This window comes from Chloracidobacterium sp. (assembly GCA_016716305.1).
GTDB lineage: Bacteria > Acidobacteriota > Blastocatellia > Pyrinomonadales > Pyrinomonadaceae > OLB17.
This window is the reverse complement of the sequence record JADJWP010000002.1, coordinates 2599938-2622014: the sequence shown is the minus strand read 5'-3', so window position 1 is coordinate 2622014 and position 22077 is coordinate 2599938. Positions and strand designations below refer to the sequence as shown.

Sequence of the window (22077 nt, the reverse complement as noted above, 5' to 3'; positions counted from 1 at the left end):
ATTGGAGAACGAGACTCAAGTACTTTCGGTCGTGCTCATTCGCCCGCACACGCCAAAACCGCGGCGACCATCGTTGCATTCCCATATTTCATCGAATCCTTCCGATGTGTACCAGTCAGCAACCTCGTTGAAATCGTGATAGTGGGCATATGGCGCCCCGAAAATGTCATGCACCGCGATCGCTGCCTCGTGCTGATTTGGCGTCTCATACTGTCGTATACGCAACTTATTCACTGTCCAACAAAATGCGATGAATGGAAGCGAGGCGATTTCCGCGAGTGCCGCAAAGATCGGAGCAGGAATCCGGGTAGTCGCGATTCGCATTGAATCGACGATTGGAGTTACCAGTTTCTCATACTTATATAGCCATACATAAAAAGTGCCGCCTTTCTTCAGCAAAGGGCAAAGAGCTCGAAATGTTTTCTCGGTGTTCGGTGTATGATGCAGTACCCCTGCAGAATGAATAATATCGAAAAGATCTGGTGCAAGAGGCGGATTCTGTAGATCCGCTTGTACAAAATGGACATTTTCCGGTTTTCCATTAGCATATACGTTGATGAAAGCATAGCCCTTTTCGAGACCTGTACTTAAGTCAAGAGCTAATACCTCTAAACCGAATTCGGAATAGGCGACGGATTGACTGCCGTTCCCGCAACCAGCATCCAGCATCAATTTACCCGAAAGGTCATCTTTGTCTATTCGAATCGAATCCAAGAAATACCACTGTACCCTGTCTTTCAATTCCATTGTCCAAGTCTTCCCGCCGATCTCGTGACTGTCCCACTCGTTACTGAAATTGACCTTCGTTCGAGTGTCGTAACTCTTGCGGGTCCTTGCGCCGGCCTTGTCGTCCAAATAAAGCGCTAACTCTTCCGACATCTCGTCACCAACTTTTGTCTTGATCTCAGCCCAATGATCTTCGAGAGAACTCGGCAACATTCTGGGAATGCCGCGAACAATGGGAAAATAGTGCTTGTCCTTGCAATACAAAAGTCCGTCTACAATCTCGGCATCGTTTGATACGATTGTCATTGCAGATAGCGACGACTTACAATCTGGGCAACGTAAAAAACTTAGAAGTCGTTCTCGCATACGGAAGATAGGGTTCGATCCTTAATTAATCTCTTCTGATTCAACTCACCGCAACACAATATTATTTTCAAGAACTAACGCATCGAAGTTCGCGTTCTTAAAGGTATTTATTGCGTCATTTGGCGTGCAGACGATCGGTTCCTGAACGTTGAACGATGTGTTGAGGAGCATCGGGATGCCAGTGATCTTTTTGAATTCGTCGATCAGGTTCCAATACCGCGGATTAGTTTTCCGGCTTACCATTTGTGGACGTGCGGTTCCGTCAACATGCACGACCGCCGGTATTCTTGCCTTATATTCCTCGGCAACCTGGATCACCGTGATCATGAACGGGTCGTGATGCTCAACACCAAATACTTCGCGGCCGTGCTCTTCCTGCATTGAGGGCGCTAGGGGCCGAAACCACTCACGCAACTTCACTTTGTGATTAAGTATCTCACGCATGTCCTCACGCCTCGGGTCCGCCAAAAAACTCCGAGCGCCCAATGCACGCGGCCCGAGTTCCATCCGTCCGTTGAACCAACCGACGATCGCTCCTTCGCTGATCATCTTTGCCAACCGCGGCAGCAACTCATCATCCTTAAGCGTTTCGTATTGCAATCCGGCAGAATCAAGCGCCGCCCGGCATTCTTCGTTCGTGAATCCGGGTCCCCAGTAAGCGTGATTCATTTCAAATCCGCGCGGATTGCCCAGCTTTTGATGCCAGACCATCAACGCCGCGCCAAGCGAACAGCCTGCGTCACCGGCGGCCGGTTGCACGTAGAACCGCTTGTATGGAGTCTCGTGAAAGATCCGGCCGTTCATCACCGAATTGAACGCGACGCCGCCGGCCATGCATAGATTCTCTTCACCTGTCATTTCCTTCAACTGTTTCGCAAGGTAAATGGCCGTTTCTTCGACGGCTTTCTGCGCAGAACAGGCAATGTCCCAGTGATGTTCTGTCAGTTCCGCACCCGGCTCTCTGGCCGGCCCAAGCTCTTTGATGATCGCATCAGGAAACTGATAGTGTTTTGCCAGATGATGGTCAAGAACCTTTATATTGAACTTAAAATCGCCACGTCCGTTCGTGGTAAGGACCTTTTCGCGAAAGAAATCGTAATGTCGCGGTTTGCCGTATGCCGCGAGCCCCATCACTTTCCACTCGTCGCCGGCAAACATATCGAATCCGATATAGTTGGTAACAGCCGAGTAAAACTGCCCAAGGCTGTGCGGCAGCTTGATCCGTTTCAATACCTCGATTTTGTTGCCTTTCCCCTTGCAGAAGAGAGTCGTGGTGTCTTCACCCGTCCCGTCCCACGTCAATATCGCCGCCGTTTCAAATGGTGAAACAAAGAAAGCCGATGCAGCGTGGGTTTGGTGGTGCTCTAAATAATGAAATTTGAAATCGCTTGGACCAAAATGTTCCCTAAGCCGCTTTGGATGTTTGAACATTCCCAAGTAGCTTTCGCTGACCTGCGCTACGCCGCGATCGGCGCGTGCTTTGAACATCGCCGGCGAGATCAGGCCCGCCTTTAGTGCCTGCATCGCTTTATGGCGGAGTAACCAGGGCTTCCAATAATGCCCGACGTGCTCTACGTCCCCAAGCTCAATTCCCGCCTGGTCGAGACAGAAACGGATCGCCTTATACGGAAATCCGAGATGATGTTTCTTTCGCGAAAAGCGCTCTTCCTCGGCCGCCGCGACCAGTTTGCCGTCCTTGATCAGTGCTGCGGCCGAATCCCCCAAAGTTGTTAGTCCCAAAATATACATTGCCAGAAAATTACTTTACCAAACTGTGCGCCGCCAGTTCAGCAGTTGCCGTCTGCAAACGGTCGTGACATCCATTTCCTTATACTACAATGACAACTGCGACCGAAACCGAGTAGAGTCTCAAATTTCAATAACGCTCAACCGAACGAGTTCGTGTTAAAATTTCAAATTGCTTGCTGCGAATTTCGAACTCGTGGTCCTAACGGACAATTGAGCTATTTCGGCGGAAAGTGAAATGAAGCCGAGTTCTATCTCTTTCTCGCCCAACACATTATCTCATTACCCCGGTTAAACTTGTCAGCCACCTTACCTGCGGCCAGAAGTAACCGCAATCCGATACTCTCAAGGCTCTGCTTCAAGCCCTTCGGCTTTGGCAGAACACTTACACCGCTATCAGTTCTTAGCTCAACAACTTCAAAGCCGGTCATTTCAAGAGCAGTTCGTAAGGAACTTGGTGAAAACCCAACTACGTGATACGGCGAAAACGTTGGGCTCAGACTCATGGTCCATTTGCTCCCATATGTACCTTTTACATAAACGTTGCCCAGCGTGTTTACCAAGGAAGTCACTTCATTCGGAACGTTGATGACGGCAATTCCGCCTGTCTTCAAAGCGGAATTTGCTTTTCTGAGCATACTAATCGGATCGTACAAGTGCTCAAGCATCGCTAACATGAAGATCGCGTCGTACTCTTCGTCAAGATATTTACTTTGTTCGACCGATGCATATTCAATATCCAATCCGTTTTTGTGCCCTTCGCTCACAAATGACTGCGTCATTTCCACGCCGCGAACTTCCCAACCCACCCGTTGCGCGCCGAGCAAAAAATCACCGGTTCCACAAGCCGGTTCAATTATTCTCCCCTTGCGTCCAATGATGCTTTCAACCCGATTCGCCAATTCCGCTCCCTGATCGACCTTCCAACTTCGGTCGTGATTGATAAAATACTCGCCTTCGGCCGCATACGGATTTGAAAGTGGGAGTAGAACGGGATCCGCGTAATAAAGCTCACATTGCCGACACTGAACAACCCTAGATTCGACCCCAAGCTTGTCGCGATGGTACAAACCACCGCGAAAGCCGATAAGTCGATGGTCGTTGGATTTACACAAGGGACATTCAGTTTCAGCAGCCTGCCATTTCACACCGTTCGGACCAGTCAAAACACTTTTTGTTGAATCGAGCAAACTCATGAGAATCTCACCCCTTCACTAGATTCCTCATTACAAGTTCAGCTCTCGCCGACTGTACTCGATCACTGGGATTTTCACTTCGGACCCAATCCAGCAGTTCCGCCAAACCTGTTTCAAGGTCAACCTTTGGCTGGTATTTCAAAACGTCACGCGCCCTTGCAATGTCAGAAACGCAGTGTCTGATGTCACCTTCACGATATTTACCGACGATCTCAGGCTCGATCTCCTTTCCGAGTCCCTTTGCCAAAAGCTGAGCGATCTCGCGTACAGAGGTCGCGCTGCCGGTTCCAACATTCAAGGCCTGGTAATCAGCCGCATCATTATCGAGAGCAAGCAAATTTGCCTGGACGATGTCTGAAACATGCACGAAATCGCGCGACTGTTCACCGTCCTCAAAGATCATCGGAGCCTGATCGTTCATCAGCCGCGACGAAAATATCGCACAAACGCCGGTGTAAGGATTCGATAGAGCCTGCCGCGTGCCGTAAACATTAAAGTAGCGAAAAGCAACGGTCGGGATCTTGTAAGCTCGGCCGACCGCCAAACAATATTGTTCCTGGTCTTGTTTCGAGACCGCGTAGACCGAGGTCGGAAAAAGCGGCTTTTCTTCGGTCGTGCCTACGGGCTCGAGCTCGACATCCCCGACGCGCAATTCCCATTCGTGTGCCGCAAGCTGTTCGTCGGAGCGAAGCTGTGGGTTGACGGTCTCGCCTGTCGCCGGATTGCGATAAGCGCCTTCGCCGTAGATCGACATCGACGACGCCACGATCAGCTTCTTGAACTGATCTTTCCGCTTGATCATTTCCTCAAGCAAAACGGCCGTACCCAGATCGTTCGCCTTCACGTAGCGGACGATCTCGTACATCGATTGTCCGACGCCGACCTCGGCCGCTTCGTGATAGACCACCTCAATGCCGTCCAGAGCCTTGGCCACCGCATCGGCATCGCAAACGTCCGCACGTATAAACTCCGCGTTCGGATTCAAGTGCTCCGGAACCTTGCCGCCAATATGCACCTGCTCAACGATCGAATCCAGGATCCGAACGCAATGTCCTCGTTCTACCAATGCATCTACCAAATGCGACCCGATAAAACCGGCCCCGCCGGTAACTAAAATGTTGTAGCTACTCAATCATTACCTCCATACACTTCCCGAAAAATACTGGCGACACGCGGTATCTGTGAATCCAAAGAATACTCGGCCAATGCTGATTTCCGGGCCGCATTGCTCATCCGTTGTCGCAAGGCGGGGTCGTTTATTAACTGACCCAGACGATCGAACCACCCTTCCTCATTATCAACCAAAAATCCATTCACACCGTCTTGAATAACTTCGCTGTTCGATCCGATCCGCCTTGCTACCACCGGAAGTCCAGCTGCAAGGTACTGAACTGTCTTCAGAAAGAACTTCCATGGGTTCCAATCCAGATCAAGTAAGGGAACGATGCCGATATCACATTCCTGCAGGCTCGAAATCTCGACCTCTGGCGACCACGAACGGTACTCTATGTCAACCCCGTCGACTTCGGTCTCGCCATTTGCAATGACAATTATTTCACAACCGTATTCAGCCTGTACCGCTCGTAGTGGGCCGGCAACACTCTGCAGATTCTGAAGTGTACTAACGCTGCCGGTCCATACGATCTTTGGTCGTGCGGTTCTGTCCTTCCGTACCGGTCGGTAAATGCCAGTATCGACACAGTTCGGAACTATCGATACTGCAGAGTTGAACTTTCGCGCATAGTCGCCGATCAAGTTGTTTATTGAAATAACGCGATCGCTCATTTTGAAAAGCGAGTGGGTCTTTCGCGAGAACTTGAGCAGGCTACCCCAACTGTTCACGGGGCTTTTGTAGGGCAAAAAGATCGGATCGTCAATGTCGTATATCATCGGCACCCGAAGTTGCTTTAGCCGTCTCTCCAACAATGCAGGTCCGATCAAGGCAGCTTCTCGATAAATGAACAACCCGTCGCATTCCAATCCGTTCAAAACCGTTCCCAAATGCCTGATGTAGTTCGAAGCGATGAGCTTTGCTTTCGCTACAGATCTGCCCGGTTTGTAAAGCAGCTCGTGTAGCGCGTCGTCTTCAAATGGGTACCAATCTATCTGCCAACCAAATTCTTGCAAATGCGGGTCCATGCTTCGATTCTGACCCGCTGACCGGGTGATACTCCGAGTTTGTTTGGCACGAACGCCGCGATTCGCTTCATGATCTGGTCAACAATTTTCGATAGATCTCGCGATACCGCGGGCCGCCTACTTTCACTAGATCGAACCGCTCCAACGCAGACGCAACACATCGTTCGCGATGACCGGGATCCGAGATCAAGCTTTCGATCTGCTGGAGAGCAAGTTCATAACTGCTATCGTCAAACCTTTCTAATAAAGCACCGACGCTATCCGCCTCGATCAATTCGTCGATGTCTCCGATTCCGCGATTCGAAACTACCGGAAGCCCGCAAGCCAAGTATTCTGCCACCTTCGTCGGAGATGATCCTCTTTTAGAATAACACGGCAAAATGAACGAAACCGCATAGTCGGCCGCGACCAGATATCTGGGCACTTCGTTTGGCTCCACGCCCTCGACAAAAACGTCTCTATCGTCGAAACCCAGTTCTTTGATTCTAGAGGCTACTACTTCTTTGTTGCGTTGGGTCAGGATGAGAAGAAACGTGCTCTTATCCAGTTTTCGAGCAACTTCAAAAAAGTCGTACATTTCGTCGCTCATATACCACCCGCCAAACGAACCTAGGTATGCGGCGACGTTTCGACCATTTATGCCCATTGCTTCGCGAACTTCTGAACGGGTACGATCATTTGCTCCCTCAAATCGTTTCTGATCCACACAACATGGTATTGTCACAACTGGTCGCCCAAACGCATCCCTGCCGGTGACGATACTCTCGGGAAACAGTAAATGCCGCGTTGTCAGTAAGAACAACAAATCCGTCGGACTTTCTCATTAACCATTTGTCAATCTTTTTCGCTATTTTGAAGAGAATCCCGTCCCTTGGCCAAATACCGGCGTCCGTGTACTCCTCCGGGAAAAGGCCCCGAACGTCGAAAAGGACTTTCGGTTTGTTAAGTAAGAATTTTCGTGCGAGGTTGCCGATCAGCGCCGGCACATGCACTCGGCAATGAAAGACGTCGAATACAGAGCGCCGATGCATACGCCAAACGCGAATCGTACCCCTCAATATGTCCCACGCTGTCGCCGCCGCCGACGGCCATTTATGATACGGAAGCCACTCCCAAGCTATTCCCTCGGCCGCCAACTTTTCGCGGAGGACCGCGAATTCGGCCAGGTTCTCCGCCTCGCGGAATGGTTCAAATGTAAGAAGCGAGACGTCCATCGGAAGAATAGACCCCGCATCTTCTCCGATCCCAACCTTCATCAGCTCTCGCAGATACGGCAAAACCTGCGTCTGGACCAGAGGCTCACGCACCCCGAAATAGCAAATGTAAAGCGTCTTCGCCATGTATGAAGTGCGGACTTCAACCCGTCTTTCTAAACCTCCTAAGTGGAAACGCAGCAAAATATCCGATCCCTGACGGCCGGTACCAAAGGCTCTTTGCGGCATTCCGCAAAAAATCGCTATACATACCCGCCCGAAAGTATGACCCGGCCAATACACGATATAGATTGCCATAACACCGGATTTTGTCGATGCCACTTTCTTCCGTGAACGCTTTCTTGAAACCAATGATCATATCGTGTTCCATAGCCCTGATGTTGTTGTGCATGTTCGAATTGTGCACACGGTACAAGACCAACGGATCGGTAACGAATCCTACCTTATGCCGTCTAGCTATTCGATAACAAAAGTCCCAGTCCGCAGCGGTCGACATTTCTGGATCGAACCCGCCAACTTCGGAAAATACTACCCTGCGCACGATTCCCGTGCTTCCGGCTCCGACGACAGCACCTTCGCCTTCAAATCGTAAGAATGCGTCTGCGATGAATCCGGAACTGCCATTTGTGATGTCGGCAATAGGCTCCTCATTCGGACCAATTAGAGTCATTGAACAATGAACAAATCCGAGCATCTCGTCTTCTTGAAAACAACTGATCTGTCGCTCGATTTTTTGGGGTAACCACAGGTCGTCTGCATCAAGAAAAGCAATAAACTCGCCTGACGAGGCTTCGAATCCGCGGTTTCGAGCCCTCGATACTCCCTGATTGTTTTGAACTATCGTCATCACCTTGTCACCGAACTCTTCTAAGACTCTTAGGGACCCGTCAGTTGATCCGTCATCGATAACAATAATCTCGATATTCGAATAGGTCTGTGCCAAGACGCTCTTGATAGTTCGTTGGATAAACTTGGCATAGTTGTAATTCGGAATAATTACACTTACAAGGCCTTTTTTCATTTCATTTTCGATTCCGACAAACGACAACTAGAACTGGCGCTGAATTCAAAGCTTGCGGCGAGAAAACATAATCTGACTCAGCAGGATAGAAGGGGCGCCCCCACAATGATTCGCTCAGGCGGTCACGCAGTCTCCTTGGCAATTTATTTACGACCTTCCAACTTATAAGTTTGACCTGAGTCGCGAGATCTTTAGGAAGCCTTTGTTGGGCCTCATAGAAGGGCGGTATCGAACTTCCGATGTTCAACTCTTGGCCAAGAAATGAAGTGATAGGGAACTCTTTTTCGATATCGAATCTGAGTTCATCAGGTGTATATTCGAATACGTGGAATGGATTTGAGGGCCTACCCTCGTCTGGTTTAGTGTAATTTGCATTCGGTGTCGATAAAACGAGAATTCCGTCTGATCTGATCACTCGCCGAAGCTCGGATAAGAACAAGCCGCGTTCATGCAAATGTTCGATGGTCTCGAAAGAAGTGACAACATCAAAACTGTTGTCAGCGAACGGTAAACACAAACCATCTGCGAGCAAAACCGACGAATTGACCGAACACTCGCCAACCGCACGCCTCGCGGCCTCAATATCAACATCGACACCGATAACGCGTTTTGCATCTCTCTGTAGTATGCCAATCCCGTACCCAGTTCCGCACGCGATGTCCATTACCGCCTTGTTCCTGACAAAGGGCAGTGCGAACACGTATCGAGCAGCGTGTTCGCCCCAGTAAGGCGACAGCCGCCCAGCGTCAATCACATTTGCGCCTAAGAATCTTTCTGAAACTGACATTTAAGTGAATATGAAAATGTTATTTCGCTTTGAAAAACATCAATCGACTGCGAAGCCAAGCGATCTCCTCGCGAGCAAGCAACTTTTCCCACACGATCGCTGAATAAAGAAGCATACACACAATAAGCGAGGATGACACAATAAAGGTCGGTCCTCCGCTAATAAGCACCATGATTACTGGAATCGAGAAAAGTAAGCCGCTTAAAGCAACAGTGGAAATCCGGTTAAAGTCAGGAGAGAAGCCTGTTACCCTTTTTGCCAAAACAAACAATATTATTGAATCCAATAAAGAACGAATGCTCCACGCAACGGCAGTTCCTTTTGCACCCCAGGCCCCGGTAAAAAGAACCAGTGCAGCCACATATGGTATGAGCTCGATCAGGTACACCTTAGCCAATAGTCCTGTTCTGCCTGTCGAGATGATCGCACACATTGGCAAATAAGACGGGAGATTAAAAAGTACGCCGATCAATAAAATAAAAAATGGTTCTATACTCTCTTTTCCAAAATCCTTGCCTGCCCAAAACGAGATAAAGGGTTCTGCGATCACTGCGAGACTTGCAAGCGCAGGAAGAAGTACGATCAGGTTAAGTCGAAGCGCTCGAGAGAAAAGATCTCGGCCATGCGCTAGATTATGAGGGCCGGATAACTGAGAAAACGCAGGAAGCAAAGATTGAGTCATTGCTTGTGAAAACATTGTCATCAAGCCCGCAATAGTAAAAGCAACTGAGTAGTACGCAAGTTGTTCGACACTTACCATTGCGGGCAAGACACCTTTGTCCAAATTTGAAAGCAGCAAAAACGCAATTCCGGCGCCCGTTAGACCAACACCGAATCGAAAGACTCGAAACAAAGCACTCCATTCTATAGATATACGAACCAGTCCAGGCAGTAACGTCGCGGCCACGGCTAAGTGACCTGCTAGGTTCAAGAGACTGGCTAACAGGAGGACGGTTACGGCGCCGACGATTCCGTAGCCGAGGTAGAGGACGAGCGGCGTTGCGAGCAGGCCGAGTATGCGCGAACTGGCGTTAATGAACGTGTTCAGATCCATTCGGAGCCGGGCGAGTTGGGGCGTGTTAAATATTCCGCAGAGAAAATTTATGACGAACGTTATGGACGCGAGCCTAAGTGCGAGCACGGCGTCGGAGGAAAGCTCGGGCGGAACGTTGAACAGGCCGATGATCTGTCCGGCGAAAAAAATCAACAGTGCCGCGACCGGTACCGACGTCATAAGGGCGATCAACGCGGCGGTTCGGACAATGCGGCCCTCTTTCTCTTCGTCACCCTCGGCGTACGCCTCTGAACCGAATTTGGTCGAGGCCATCGACATTCCGAAATCGGCAAAGCCCAAATAGGTCGGGATCAGGCCGACGAGGATCAAAACGCCGTAGCCTTCGGCTCCGAGCAGGCGAATCGTGAACGGCGTGGTGACCAAGGAGACACCGAGCGGTGCGACCTGGCCGGCAAGCGTCCAGAGGCTTCCCTTGACGACCTTGGTCGTCATCCCCGCGGTCGATGGCGGCATCCTGTCTGCCTTCGCTTCAAGGGGTTCAGGGATCATTCCTGTTTTATCGTGCAAATCGGACATTCAACTTATTCGTGACCCAATCGATCTCATCTTGTTCAAGTATCGTTCGCCACGCGATCAGGCCATAAACTGCGAGCGACAGCAACGAAAGCAACGCGATCCATATATGAGTTTCTGCGTAATACAACATTGCTGCAACCGGCACGAGCATGATGGCTGACCCGGCCGCAAAACCGGCTATGCCCCGACGGCCAATCGTTACGCCTGCGATCCGATTTGCGAGAAAGAAATGTGCGGCCGCGTCGGCGATGACACGCAGGCTCCAGGCCGCCGCGGCTCCGGCGGCCCCGTATCTTGAAGCAAGAAGCCACACGACTGCGAGATATGGGATCAGTTCGATCCAATACAACTTCGCGAAAATGTCGGTCCGCCCCGAGGCCATGATGATCGAATGCGGAACGTACGCAAAAATGTTGAAAAGCAATCCGGCAAGCAGCAGATAAAGCGGCAATGAACTCTCGCGGCCAAAATCGGGGCCGGCCCAGAGTGTGAAGAAGGGCTTTGCGATCAGAGCCAGAAACACCAATGCCGGCAGCGACCAGATCATGCTGATCCTTATCGCCCTCGAATAGATCGAGTTGAGCTGAACCTTTTTTCGGTTCCCTGCAACTGTGAAAATGCGGGAAAGAGCGACTGAACCATCGAGCCCGAAAACAACGTCAGCATGATCGCGAACGAAAACGCGACCGAATAGTAAGCCAACGCGGTCGTCGAGACCGTCGAAGCAAGTATTCCCTTTTCCGCGTTGATCAGAGCAACACCGGCAATGGCCCCGATCACAAAGGCACCGCCATATCTGATCATCGCCCTCGCCGCCGTACGATCGACCGACATTCCTAACAGCTGAGGCAGCAATCTGCTCGAAACAACGATGTGACCGGCCAGATTCATTAGCGCGGCCCCAGGGCGACAGTCACCGCGCCAATGATCCCATAACCGAAATAGAGCACGATGGGCGTCAAAATTGTGCCGACGATCCGGGGACCGGCGTTGATCATCGAGTTCAGATCCATTCTCAAACGAGCCAGTTGCGGCGTGTTCACGATCGAACACAACAGACTCACGACAAACGCGCACGCAGCGATCTTAAGCGCGGTCGAAGCCTCAGCACGGAATTGCTCACGGACGTTGAAGACGACATCAACGATCGGCTTCGAAAAAACTACGATAAAAAGGGCGATCGGTGTAACCGCCGCAAGGGCAATGGCGGCAGCCGTTCTAATCACCCTGCCCTCTTTCTCAGGGTTGCCTTCGGCATAGGCTGTCGAGCCAAATTTGGTCGACGCCAACGACATTCCAAAATCGGCAAAGCCGAGGTAATGAGGGATCAAACCGACGAGTACCAAAACCCCGTATCCTTCGGCACCTAGGAGACGAATCGTAAATGGCACCGTCACTAGCGTTACAAGCAATGGCAAGGCACTGCCGGCGAGCGTCCAAATGCTGCCCTTGACGATCTTCGTCGTCATACCGACTGTCGAAGGTGCCTGATTCTCGTAATTGTCAGGGGAAACGATAGTGGTGTCGGGCGTCACGTGAGTAAGTTTATTGATTAGGCCGACGGCGGTCAATTTACCGAAGCAGAGAGCGTAATGACAAACACTCTGCATCCGGAACGTGGCGGAGGCGGCGTTCCTATCGCTGACCTACGAACTTGAACTCGCCGAATTTGTCAGGAACGTGGAAGTTCGGCGTCTCGGTCCTGGTCGGCTGCCAGGCTAAATATCCGCGTTCAGGCCCTTTACCCACGCACCTTAGTATATTCCCCCGCCAAACATCACCTGTTTTCGGCTTCCTGCCAAACGCCTCCCACGGGATCTTCATCGCCATCCGCACGCGGCCATCCTCGATCCGGGCCGCAGTCTCCATGCCCGATCTGTAGTCCCAATCGGCGATCCGCTCGCCGCTCGTCAGGTCGATCGCAACATCAAGCCATTCGCCCGTTGGCTCACCTCAAACTCAAAATATCGCCGCGGCGCGCTGAGATCCGGCGCGAGAAAGATCTCGACCACGTCGCGATCCCACAAGTTCATCGTTTTCTTTGTTAGATCCGGACGTGAAGATACGATCAGTTCCTCAGCCTGTTGAGCTTCAAATAGGGCATAAAAAGCAGTATCGGACCAGATCAACTTTGCTTTGAATCGGCGTGTTTTCGGGGGCCGCAGCCCCGCTCCAATAGTTGGCGACCAAGATCCAATTGTCACCGCCCTGTTTGGCATTTAGAAGATCGCCGATCAAATGATCGCGGGAAGAGTAATTGATCTCAGCCATGGGGCGATCAGTCGCTGCGTTGGATCTTATTAACATAGGATCGAAGAGGGAAAAGACAGCGACCGCAAAGATCACTATCCAGAAAGTTCGTGGCCGAACGAGGGTCCATCGTACCTTCGGATCTGCGCGGGCGCACGATCCGGACAAATAGGCTAAATAACGGATCTTTTGTCGCTTTCTGTTCAATGCCGCAAACACCGCGTTTGACTTACGATAACCTCACGGGATACTATCAAATAACACCGTTTCACAACATTTTCAATAGCAACTAGGTCCGTTTTTCCGATGCACGAACTGCCGCTGCTGATCAATATAGCTGTCGCCCTCGCCGCCGCCTTTGTCGGCGGAGCGGTCGCACGTGCCGTGCGGCTGCCAACCTTGGTTGGATATATGATCGCAGGCATCGTTATCGGGCCGTTCACGCCCGGATACATCGGCGATGTCAATACGATCAGCCAATTGGCCGAACTAGGCGTGATATTTCTGATGTTCGGCGTCGGCCTCCACTTTTCGATCGGTGACCTTTGGAAGGTGCGCAATATCGCCATTCCCGGAGCAGTCGGACAGATGCTGATCACGACCCTAATGGGCTATCTGTTCGCACAGTACCTCGGATGGTCGCGAGGTGCGAGTTTGGTGCTTGGCCTTGCGATCTCGATCGCAAGCACGGTCGTGCTATTGCGTGGTCTGATGGATAACGGCCTGCTCAGCACGCCCCACGGGCAGGCCGCGGTCGGCTGGCTGATACTCGAGGACATCGCAACCGTGCTCATCCTTTTGTTGATGCCAACACTGGCATCGGGCGACGGCGGGTTGGATTGGAGCAGCCTTGGCTTGACGCTGCTGAAGGCCGCTGCCTTTTTGCGGCGCTTGTGTTCATCGGTCGGAAAATGATCCCTTGGATCTTGACCGGTACTGCCAGGTCGGGGTCACGCGAACTGTTCATTCTCGCGGTTCTGGCAGTTTCCGTTGGTATCGCCCTCGCGGCAACAAAAATATTCGGCGTATCGATCGCTCTCGGAGCATTTGCCGCAGGCGTCGTCGTGAACGAATCGAAACTCAGCCATCAGGTCAGTGCTGATCTGGTCCCGTTTAGAGATGCATTCACGGTACTGTTTTTCGTATCGATAGGCATGCTCGTTGATGTCAGTTATCTCGGTGAGAACATCGCCGCCTTGATCGTCCTCGTGCTGCTCATAACTGTTGGCAAGTATATTGTTACGCTCTTGATGGGCGTCTTCATCAAGCGTCCGGCCCGGACGTTCCTGGTCGTTGCGGCGGGCCTCAGCCAGATCGGGGAATTCTCGTTCATACTTGGCCAGGCTGGTTTGGCTCTCGGATTATTGGGTCAGGACCAATATTCGATGATCCTCGCCGGAGCACTGCTTTCGATAACGGTGAACCCGCTGATGTACCGGACAACAAAACCGGCAGAGGACCTATTGCGGAAAATGCCCGGAGTTTGGCGGCTTCTCGATCGTCACCGTGACGTTGCAGAGATCGCCGATCACATCTCCGATCATGTTGTCGTAATCGGATATGGCAGGGTCGGGCAGCACATCGTCAATGTACTCACGAAACTCGACGTCCCGTTGGTCGTTCTGGATTCTGATGTAGAGCGTGTTGAGGAACTCACCGAGCGCGGCATTCCCGCCTTATACGGCGACGCCGGCAACTCAGAGGTTATATCGCATGCAAGCCTGAGCCAAGCCCGCCTCCTCGTAGTAACGACACCGGATGATGCGGCGACCAGCATTATTGTCGCGGCGGCCCGAGCTGAGGCACCTGACCTGCATATTGTTGCCAGAGCCGCCACGGACACGAGCGTCCCCCAGCTATACTCGCTTGGCGCCCATCACGTGATCCAGCCAGAGCTTGAGGGCGGCCTGCAGATAGTGCGGCGTACCTTGCTCGAACTTGGCTTCTCTCTCCGAAAAGTTCAGCAGTATACCGACGCGGTCCGAAGCGATCGTTACAACCTGGCGATAAATACGGACGAAGAACGGCATTTTCTTAACGAACTGCTTGTGGCGAGCGACAGCATCGGCTTGAGCTGGCTGGCGCTGAGCGATGACAACGAATTGGTCGGGAAAACGGTCATCGACTCGAAACTGCGTGAGGTCACCGGAGCTTCGATCGTTGCCATCTCGCGTTCAGGCGAGATCATTGCAAACCCGCCCGCTAAAACTAAATTGATGAAAGGAGACGTGATCGGGATGATCGGCGACGACGCGCAGATCGAGAAGGCAAATGCAATGCTTACCGGCATCGCGAGCTCTGACGGGTCAAGGAAGTAGGTGCAGATCGGAATTCTTGAATGTTGTTTTCTTTGAACCGATCCGAACCGGTTTCTCGACATTCGTTTTCAAAGTCGGCGCGTAGAATTGCGAGACCAACTCGTGTTTGCGTTGGCGACCGACGAAATGCCGGAAAAGCTAGTGGAAATTTCCCTCTTTCTTTTCGATTCTCTTTGACCGTCCGGCGAAACGTCTTATTTTGCGGTGTTCAGAACCGTCTTTACAGCCATCTTGGCGAGCTTCCATGTGCGGTTCCAGTCGATCTTGCCGCCATCGTCGCGGCCCATGATCTTGCTGACGAATATTTTTCGAAAATCAGCGCCTTCGCGTTTGAGCATGAACTCCTTGGCGTAGGGCTTCGCGGTTTCAAAGAAATTGAACTCCGGGTCGGTGATGATGCCGATGCCTTCGAGCGTCATCAACGCACGCATGATGTACGTGAAGTTCGACGGCAGACGAAACGGATAATCGTACATCACGTCGGCAAGGTCGTAGGTCAACTCTTTGAAATTGACGTCCTTGAGTTTCAGGTTCAGATGAAACTCGAACATCTTCTCGACCACCGGACGAACTGACGATGGGTCGGTTCCGGGTTTCATAAAATCGAGATCGATCAGGTCCTGTGCGATCCCCGCGGGGTCTTTCCCGACAATGTGGAAAAATGCATCGATCATCTTCGACTGCAGTTCGGGCGATATGCGGCCGACCATGCCGAAATCGAAGAACGCAAGCCTTCCGTCAGGCATCACCAACAGATTGCCGGGATGCGGATCGGCATGAAAAAAGCCGTCCTCGAGAAGCTGTTTGAGATACGTTCGGATCAGCAAGCGATTTACCTTTTCTGGTGAAATGCCCTGGCCATTCAGCTTTTCGAGGTCGGTGACCTTTGTGCCGTGGATGTACTCCATCGTCAGCACCTTTGAGGTGGTCGAACCCCAATAGATCTTTGGTACGTGAACGTTGTCCCAGTTCTTGAACGATTCGCGGAACCGCTCGGCGTTACGCCCTTCGGCGGCGTAATCCATCTCTTCGTGGATCGTCTCGTTGAATTCACGCAGCATGCCCGACCAATCGGCGTTCTCATTCAACTGCGGAAATCGCTCGGCAAAATCGGCCACCTTTTTTAGAATCTCAAGATCGCCTTTTATCGTTGCTTCGAGATTCGGCCGCTGGACCTTTACGGCGACCTCTTCGCCGGTATGCAGCCGGGCGCGGTACACCTGTCCGAGCGATGCGGCAGCGACCGGCGTAAGTTCAAATTCCCTGTAAACCTCGTTGATCTTGAGGCCAAGCTCTTTCTCGATCCGTGCAAATGCGATCTCGTTGTCAAACGGGGGGACATTGTCCTGCAGCTCTCCAAGCGCGACAACGAATGGAAGCGGCAGAAGGTCGGCGCGCGTTCCCATCGATTGCCCGATCTTAATGAACGTCGGGCCAAGCTCGATCAGCTTCTCTTTAAGCCAGATCGCCTGCCGCTCTTGATTCACCTCACGGTTGCGTTCGCTGCCGAGAATATACCAGCGAAGCACGAGCAACAGCTGATGCAGGAACCACAGCTTGATGCCGTAAAGCTTCTCACCGTAAACGGCAGCTCGCGTAAGCCGTTCGGCCGTTCGCAACCGCTCGCGGGCATGCCTGAGCTGGCCTTTCCGATGCATCTCGTACTGGTCGAGATACAAATAGAGCGAAGTTTGCCGATAACTGCAGAAACGTGAGCGATCCGAAACCAGCCGCGGATACCCGTATAGCGGCTCTGGACCTCGGCCTCTTTTTTGGCAAGGAACTTTTCCTCGGCGATCAGCTGTTCGTTCGTTACGTACTTTGCGATCGGCAGAGCATCGGTCTGAGTCATCGCCCGCGCGCCGTTCGCGCTGCCGTTTCCCGGCGAGAGTGCCCTTTGCTTTACCCCAGTATCTGTTGTGTCGTTCATCGATATTCAGGACGCTTCGTCGGTCTCCGTGCCAAATTGGAGCAGATAACCGTTGTTGTCGAAAACGGCAAATTCCCGCATGCCGTAAGGAAAGTTTTCGATGCCGTAGCAGACACGAGCTTTGCCTTTTAGTTGTTCCCAGAGGCTGTCGACATCATCGGTGGTGAAGTAGAACGAGCCCGTGAATTGAGGCCGGTCGAACGCAGTATGCTCGTTTGGCCGTGCAAGCATCAGCCCCACATCGTCCTTTGAAATCGAGGCCCAACCCCATTCATCGTTGAACTCCTCGCATTCAAAGCCCAAGTTATCGACGTAAAAGGCGATCGTCTCTTTTAATTTGTCGGTCGTGAGCATCGGCCGCAGCCCGGTCAATCTCATAAGATCTCCAGCATATTCCTTACGCCCCGATGCCTGAAATAGTTCAGCGCGCGGTCCGAGTCGCGTTCGATCTGCGACTTCAACTCGTCTATTCCGTTGAACTTACGTTCGTCGCGGATCCTATGAAGAAACCTCACACGGAGGACATCGCCGTAAAGATCGCCGTCAAAATCGAACAGATATGTTTCGATCGACGGATCGGCATCAGATTCAAACGTTGGACGAACGCCGATGTTCGTTATGCTTCGCCGCCACGTGCCGTCAACCAGCGTCGCCGTCGCATACACACCAAATTTGGGGATGACGCGGTTGTGTGGCCGCAAATTGGCGGTCGGAAAACCGATCGTATGGCCGCGTCGTGCACTCGCTCGATCACACCTTCGACGCCGTACGGACGATCGAGCATTCGGCGAACGAGGTTCACGCGGCCTTCGGATAGAAGATTGCGGATCTTTGAAGAACTTATCCGATGGCCTCTGAGCCGCACTTCGGGGACCTCTTCGGCGACGAATTCCAGCTCGGAACTCATCTTTTTCAAGAGAGCGATATTGCCGCCGCGGTTGCGGCCGAAAGCAAAATCTTTGCCAAGATGAACCTCTTTGGCATGCAGCCGGTCATGGATTATCTCGGAAATGAAATCTTCGGCTGGCTGCCGTGAAAAATCGAGGTCAAATTGGATGACGATCGCCTGTTCGATGCCGAGGACCTCAAGATTGGCGAGGCGCTGGTCGAGTGTCTGCAGCAGCGGCGGAGACGATTCAGGATGAAGAACGGCTCGCGGGTGCGGGTCGAACGTTATCGCCGTCGGAACCGCGTCGACCGCCCGAGCGCGTTCAACGACCGTCTGCATTATCCGTTGATGGCCGAGATGCAGCCCGTCAAATACGCCGAGCGTCAAAACGGTCGGCTTCTGTATATTCGCGTTCTCTGTCCCGTGAAATATCTTCATTCCGCTAATCGCCCAAGTGCTTACCCGGAACTAAATAGTTTCGCACATAATCGGCGACTGCTGAATCCAGAGGCGTGGTCTCGGCGGTGTAACCGGCCTCGCGGATGCGGGTGAGATCTGCCTGTGTGTGATATTGATATCGGTCGCGCAGGTGTTCGGGCATGTCGATGAATTCGACCGACCTCGGACGATCAAGAGCCTTGAAAATCGCATCGGCAAGTGCGTTCCACGTATTCATCCGGCCCGAACCGACGTTGAACAAACCGCGCGCGTCATTTTCCAAAAAGTGCAGCGTCATCTCGACCGCGTCTTTCACATAGACGAAATCGCGGCCGAATTCGCCGTCGGCGTAATCGGGATTTGCACTTTTAAAGAGCTGAAGCGTTCCGGTCGAGTTGATCTGTTCGAACGCCTTGTTCACCAGCGAACGCATATCGCCTTTGTGGCTCTCATTCGGGCCAAAGACGTTGAAATATTTCAGGCCGACGATCTTTTCGAACATGCCGTTGCGCGCTGCGAACCGGTCAAAAAGATGTTTAGAGTAGCCGTAGATATTCAGCGGCCGCAGTTTGTTCAATTCGTCGGTGCCGTCGTCCATCCCGGCCGAGCCGTCGCCGTACGTCGCCGCCGACGACGCGTAAATGAATCGGATATCATTCTTCACCGACCACCGCGCCAGATCCTGCGTGTACTGATAATTGTTCCGGATCATGTAGTCGGCGTCGGTCTCGGTCGTCGAGGAACAAGCCCCGAGGTGAAAGACAACATCGGCGTCCTTGAACTCGTCAAGGTCGTCCATGAGGTCGTAGGCATCGATGTAGTCAGCAAACCGGAGCGGGACCAGATTCTTCCATTTGTCCGTCTCATCGAGGCTGTCGACGATCAGGATGTCGTCGTATCCAAGTTCATTCAGCCGCGAGACGACCGCACTCCCGATGAACCCCGCTCCGCCGGTTACGATGATCTTATGTTTCGACATAAAGAGAAATGATACACCCGAGACACGATCGGTGCATATCTCGGCCGGTTCCGTTAGGTTTCCTTAAGCTTTCCGCCGCTGATCGCGTTGGCGATGGCAAGGTAGCGCTTTGGGAAAAGGCGTTGTATCCAGCTAAGGAGTTGTGCGTCGGGCCGACAATGATCCGCGGACTGCGTTTCTTGATGCCCTTGATGATGATCTCGGCGGCCCGGTCGGGCGTGGTGGTTGAGAGGTTTCGGTTCATGCGGGCGAGGCGTTGTTCCAATTCGTCGGCGGTGATCTCGGAGCTCTCAGCGATACGTGCGCTGTTGGCGATGTTGGTTTTCACACCGCCTGGGTGAACGACCGAAACTGCGATGTTCGTGTCTTCAAGCTCGTGCCTTAGAGCTTCGGTAAACCCGCGTACCGCGAACTTGCTTGCGAATAGGCCGTTTGGCCTGGCGGAGCGACCAGGCCGAAGAGGCTCGAAATGTTGACGATATGTGCTTCCGGCTCTTTAACGAGGTAAGGCAGGAAGAGCTTCGTCCCGTGCACCACGCCCCAGAAATTCACGCCCATCAGCCATTCGATCTCATCAAGCGAGACTTCCTTGAGGGTGCCGCCGAGCGCAACACCAGCATTGTTGATCACGTGGGTCACACGGCCGTGTTCGCTGATGACCGCATCAACAAATGAAGCCATAGCGGCGCGGTCAGCAACGTCGACGACGTGCAGCGACACATTTGCGTCGCCAAGTATCATTGCTGTTTCCTCCAATCCCTCACGATTCACATCGGCTATCGCGAGGCCCACAATGCCTTCGGCCGCGAGCCGCTTTGCCAATGCACGGCCGATTCCCGAGCCGGCTCCGGTGATGACGGCGACGCTGTCTTTTTCTTTGACGTAATTTTGATGCAGCCGCCATGGCATTTTGGAACCCTGGCTCGGTATCTCGCCGAGCGCCCTCAATACGTAGCCCGAATTGAAATCGAGCGCCGGTTCCCGTGTTATGCTCTCGTCATTCAGCCGGGGCGTGCAGCTCCGGAACCCATGTTCGTCCATGTGCTTTATCAGCCGGCAGACGTATTCGCTCGTCAGGTCGCATTTCAGCGTCCACGAAGCGTTCGTGTAACCAAAGGCCTGCGCCAGGTTCGGCACGTCGTTGTACATCATGCCTTTATACGCAATTTTCTTTGACAGATCGACCGTTTCGCCATCAACGACCAGCGTCAGCCCGGCCATGATCTTCAGCACGAGGCCGGTCGCCGTGACAATGATGTCCGCTTCGATCTCTTCGCCGCTGGCAAGCCGCACCCCTTTCTCGGTAAACGTCTCTATCGTAGCGGTCACCACTGACGCCCTTCCTTCGCGGATCGACGCAAAGAGGTCTGAATCCGGGACGAGACACAGGCGCTGGTCCCACGGGTTGTAAGTCGGTTTGAAATGCGTCTCGGCGGCCTCGTCTTGGGTTCTTTCTCGACGCCTTTTGCGATCAGGCGCTTCATGAACGACGGCCGCTTTTTCGATATCTGGTAAAACAGCATCTGCCGGACAGCGTTCTTCCAACGCGTTGCCGCGTACGCAGCCTTCGCTGGAAGCACGGCACGCAGCCCGTTCGCGATCTTGTCCTCGGCGGGCATCGACACAATATACGTAGGCGAACGCTGCAGCATCGTCACGTGCGCTGCCGTTTCAGCCATCGCCGGAACAAGCGTTACCGCTGTCGCACCGCTCCCGATCACAAGCACCCGCTTGCCTGCGTAGTCGAGGTTGTCGGGCCAAAATTGCGGATGCACCAACGTGCCTTTGTATTCGTCAAACCCCGGCCACTCAGGCGTGTAGCCCTCTTCGTATTTGTAATAACCGGTGCAGAGATAAAGAAAATTGCAGGTGAACGTCGCCACCTGACTCGGCTTTTCCTCAACGTCTTCGCGGCTTTGCGGGAGGTTTTCGTTTTTCCTTGAGCTTACTAACGTGCGGGCTACTGACACTCACTTCGACCGTCCACTTTGCCGTATCCGAGTCCCATTCCGCTCGTCGGACGTGATGCCCGTACCTTATCGCTTTTTCAAGGTCATACTCCCGGGCCGTCTCGCGGATGTATTTCAGTATCGACGGCCCGTCGGCGATCGCCTTCTGCTCTTTCCACGGCCGAAACCGGTACCCGAGCGTGTACATATCCGAATCCGAACGAACGCCCGGATAACGAAACAAATCCCAAGTCCCACCGCTCGCCTCACGCCCCTCAAGTATCGCGAACGTCTTCCCCGGCAGCTCCATCCGCACCTGTCTTTGGCCCCGATCCCCGAAAGCCCCGCACCGATAATTAGGACATCAAAGTCTCGATATTTACCCCGTCCGCCATCCCTGAGATGATATAATATTCCCGTGGATATTCGCGATGTTAAGCTAGATAAGTCTGCCTTTAAGGTCTTCAGCAGCTTTGAAGAAGCGGACGAAGCCGACCGCGAACACTGGCGGAACGCTTCCTACGAAGATCGCCTTCTC

The 22077-nt window shown here is 52.7% G+C and carries 20 protein-coding genes and 3 pseudogenes; 1 reads left to right on the top strand and 22 read right to left on the bottom strand.

Annotated elements, in window-relative coordinates; all coding sequences use genetic code 11:
- Nucleotides 1-15: 15 nt before the first annotated feature.
- The 15 genes from IPM28_13950 to IPM28_13880 form a co-directional block, all read right to left on the bottom strand.
- Complete coding sequence (locus IPM28_13950; GenBank protein MBK9174083.1) at nucleotides 16-1032, bottom strand: class I SAM-dependent methyltransferase; 1017 nt, start codon at nucleotides 1030-1032, stop codon at nucleotides 16-18.
- A gap of 105 nt (nucleotides 1033-1137) precedes the next feature.
- On the bottom strand, nucleotides 1138-2832 hold the full coding sequence (locus IPM28_13945; GenBank protein MBK9174082.1) for a carbamoyltransferase: 1695 nt from the start codon (nucleotides 2830-2832) through the stop codon (nucleotides 1138-1140).
- Between the two features lie 257 nt (nucleotides 2833-3089).
- Nucleotides 3090-4034, bottom strand: a complete 945-nt coding sequence (locus tag IPM28_13940) for a class I SAM-dependent methyltransferase (GenBank protein MBK9174081.1) — start codon at nucleotides 4032-4034, stop codon at nucleotides 3090-3092.
- Nucleotides 4035-4041: 7 nt separating this feature from the next.
- Complete coding sequence (locus IPM28_13935) at nucleotides 4042-5166, bottom strand: NAD-dependent epimerase/dehydratase family protein (protein MBK9174080.1); 1125 nt, start codon at nucleotides 5164-5166, stop codon at nucleotides 4042-4044.
- The gene (locus IPM28_13930) at nucleotides 5163-6161 is read right to left on the bottom strand and encodes a glycosyltransferase family 4 protein (GenBank protein MBK9174079.1); all 999 of its coding nucleotides are present in this window, start codon (nucleotides 6159-6161) and stop codon (nucleotides 5163-5165) included. Before IPM28_13930 ends, IPM28_13935 begins: the two co-directional genes overlap by 4 nt.
- A 79-nt stretch (nucleotides 6162-6240) precedes the next feature.
- Entirely contained in the window at nucleotides 6241-6819 is a 579-nt protein-coding gene (locus tag IPM28_13925) for a glycosyltransferase (GenBank protein MBK9174078.1), read from the bottom strand.
- 40 nt (nucleotides 6820-6859) lie between these two features.
- Nucleotides 6860-7513, bottom strand: coding sequence for a hypothetical protein (locus IPM28_13920; GenBank protein MBK9174077.1), 654 nt, complete (start codon nucleotides 7511-7513; stop codon nucleotides 6860-6862).
- A gap of 16 nt (nucleotides 7514-7529) precedes the next feature.
- Entirely contained in the window at nucleotides 7530-8408 is an 879-nt protein-coding gene (locus tag IPM28_13915) for a glycosyltransferase family 2 protein (protein MBK9174076.1), read from the bottom strand.
- A 1-nt stretch (nucleotide 8409) separates the two neighbouring features.
- The gene (locus IPM28_13910) at nucleotides 8410-9195 is read right to left on the bottom strand and encodes a class I SAM-dependent methyltransferase (GenBank protein ID MBK9174075.1); all 786 of its coding nucleotides are present in this window, start codon (nucleotides 9193-9195) and stop codon (nucleotides 8410-8412) included.
- 19 nt (nucleotides 9196-9214) lie between these two features.
- Nucleotides 9215-10759 carry a flippase gene (locus IPM28_13905; GenBank protein ID MBK9174074.1) on the bottom strand — a complete coding sequence of 515 codons (1545 nt, stop codon included), beginning with the start codon at nucleotides 10757-10759 and terminating at the stop codon, nucleotides 9215-9217.
- 7 nt (nucleotides 10760-10766) lie between these two features.
- On the bottom strand, nucleotides 10767-11333 hold the full coding sequence (locus IPM28_13900; GenBank protein ID MBK9174073.1) for a polysaccharide biosynthesis C-terminal domain-containing protein: 567 nt from the start codon (nucleotides 11331-11333) through the stop codon (nucleotides 10767-10769).
- A gap of 8 nt (nucleotides 11334-11341) precedes the next feature.
- Nucleotides 11342-11677, bottom strand: coding sequence for an oligosaccharide flippase family protein (locus IPM28_13895; GenBank protein ID MBK9174072.1), 336 nt, complete (start codon nucleotides 11675-11677; stop codon nucleotides 11342-11344).
- Entirely contained in the window at nucleotides 11677-12396 is a 720-nt protein-coding gene (locus tag IPM28_13890; protein ID MBK9174071.1) for a hypothetical protein, read from the bottom strand. The genes IPM28_13895 and IPM28_13890 overlap by 1 nt, the downstream gene beginning before the upstream one ends.
- 25 nt (nucleotides 12397-12421) lie before the next feature.
- Nucleotides 12422-12655, bottom strand: coding sequence for a hypothetical protein (locus tag IPM28_13885; protein MBK9174070.1), 234 nt, complete (start codon nucleotides 12653-12655; stop codon nucleotides 12422-12424).
- Between the two features lie 41 nt (nucleotides 12656-12696).
- Nucleotides 12697-13005 carry a hypothetical protein gene (locus tag IPM28_13880; protein MBK9174069.1) on the bottom strand — a complete coding sequence of 103 codons (309 nt, stop codon included), beginning with the start codon at nucleotides 13003-13005 and terminating at the stop codon, nucleotides 12697-12699.
- Nucleotides 13006-13342: 337 nt separating this feature from the next.
- Here IPM28_13880 and IPM28_13875 point away from each other — a divergent pair.
- Nucleotides 13343-15354, top strand: a pseudogene (locus IPM28_13875) (cation:proton antiporter).
- Nucleotides 15355-15548: 194 nt separating this feature from the next.
- Here the strand turns inward: IPM28_13875 and IPM28_13870 are convergent.
- The 7 genes and pseudogenes from IPM28_13870 to IPM28_13840 all read right to left on the bottom strand — a co-directional run bounded on the left by IPM28_13870 (nucleotide 15549) and on the right by IPM28_13840 (nucleotide 21849).
- Nucleotides 15549-16973 carry an AarF/ABC1/UbiB kinase family protein gene (locus tag IPM28_13870; protein ID MBK9174068.1) on the bottom strand — a complete coding sequence of 475 codons (1425 nt, stop codon included), beginning with the start codon at nucleotides 16971-16973 and terminating at the stop codon, nucleotides 15549-15551.
- Nucleotides 16974-17290: 317 nt separating this feature from the next.
- On the bottom strand, nucleotides 17291-17638 hold the full coding sequence (locus IPM28_13865; protein ID MBK9174067.1) for a VOC family protein: 348 nt from the start codon (nucleotides 17636-17638) through the stop codon (nucleotides 17291-17293).
- 20 nt (nucleotides 17639-17658) lie between these two features.
- Complete coding sequence (locus IPM28_13860) at nucleotides 17659-17985, bottom strand: riboflavin kinase (protein MBK9174066.1); 327 nt, start codon at nucleotides 17983-17985, stop codon at nucleotides 17659-17661.
- Nucleotides 17901-18611, bottom strand: coding sequence for a hypothetical protein (locus IPM28_13855; GenBank protein ID MBK9174065.1), 711 nt, complete (start codon nucleotides 18609-18611; stop codon nucleotides 17901-17903). The genes IPM28_13860 and IPM28_13855 overlap by 85 nt, the downstream gene beginning before the upstream one ends.
- A 4-nt stretch (nucleotides 18612-18615) precedes the next feature.
- Entirely contained in the window at nucleotides 18616-19590 is a 975-nt protein-coding gene (gene rfaD / locus IPM28_13850; GenBank protein ID MBK9174064.1) for an ADP-glyceromanno-heptose 6-epimerase, read from the bottom strand.
- A 53-nt stretch (nucleotides 19591-19643) separates the two neighbouring features.
- A pseudogene (locus IPM28_13845) lies at nucleotides 19644-20499 on the bottom strand (SDR family NAD(P)-dependent oxidoreductase).
- Nucleotides 20473-21849: pseudogene (locus IPM28_13840) on the bottom strand (NAD(P)/FAD-dependent oxidoreductase). Before IPM28_13840 ends, IPM28_13845 begins: the two co-directional pseudogenes overlap by 27 nt.
- Nucleotides 21850-22077: the final 228 nt, after the last annotated feature.

What these genes read in the sequence shown, in the direction of transcription:
- IPM28_13880 (MBK9174069.1), bottom strand. Translation starts at nt 13,005, where the DNA reads ATGCCAAACAGGGCGGTGACAATTGGATCTTGGTCGCCAACTATTGGA.
- IPM28_13855 (MBK9174065.1), bottom strand. Translation starts at nt 18,611, where the DNA reads ATGAAGATATTTCACGGGACAGAGAACGCGAATATACAGAAGCCGACC.
- IPM28_13925 (MBK9174078.1), bottom strand. Translation starts at nt 6,819, where the DNA reads ATGGGCATAAATGGTCGAAACGTCGCCGCATACCTAGGTTCGTTTGGC.
- IPM28_13940 (MBK9174081.1), bottom strand. Translation starts at nt 4,034, where the DNA reads ATGAGTTTGCTCGATTCAACAAAAAGTGTTTTGACTGGTCCGAACGGT.
- IPM28_13895 (MBK9174072.1), bottom strand. Translation starts at nt 11,677, where the DNA reads ATGAATCTGGCCGGTCACATCGTTGTTTCGAGCAGATTGCTGCCTCAG.
- IPM28_13920 (MBK9174077.1), bottom strand. Translation starts at nt 7,513, where the DNA reads ATGGCGAAGACGCTTTACATTTGCTATTTCGGGGTGCGTGAGCCTCTG.
- IPM28_13915 (MBK9174076.1), bottom strand. Translation starts at nt 8,408, where the DNA reads ATGAAAAAAGGCCTTGTAAGTGTAATTATTCCGAATTACAACTATGCC.
- IPM28_13890 (MBK9174071.1), bottom strand. Translation starts at nt 12,396, where the DNA reads ATGCAGAGTGTTTGTCATTACGCTCTCTGCTTCGGTAAATTGACCGCC.
- IPM28_13950 (MBK9174083.1), bottom strand. Translation starts at nt 1,032, where the DNA reads ATGACAATCGTATCAAACGATGCCGAGATTGTAGACGGACTTTTGTAT.
- IPM28_13865 (MBK9174067.1), bottom strand. Translation starts at nt 17,638, where the DNA reads ATGCTCACGACCGACAAATTAAAAGAGACGATCGCCTTTTACGTCGAT.
- IPM28_13900 (MBK9174073.1), bottom strand. Translation starts at nt 11,333, where the DNA reads ATGATCTGGTCGCTGCCGGCATTGGTGTTTCTGGCTCTGATCGCAAAG.
- rfaD (MBK9174064.1), bottom strand. Translation starts at nt 19,590, where the DNA reads ATGTCGAAACATAAGATCATCGTAACCGGCGGAGCGGGGTTCATCGGG.
- IPM28_13905 (MBK9174074.1), bottom strand. Translation starts at nt 10,759, where the DNA reads ATGATCCCTGAACCCCTTGAAGCGAAGGCAGACAGGATGCCGCCATCG.
- IPM28_13910 (MBK9174075.1), bottom strand. Translation starts at nt 9,195, where the DNA reads ATGTCAGTTTCAGAAAGATTCTTAGGCGCAAATGTGATTGACGCTGGG.
- IPM28_13885 (MBK9174070.1), bottom strand. Translation starts at nt 12,655, where the DNA reads ATGGAGACTGCGGCCCGGATCGAGGATGGCCGCGTGCGGATGGCGATG.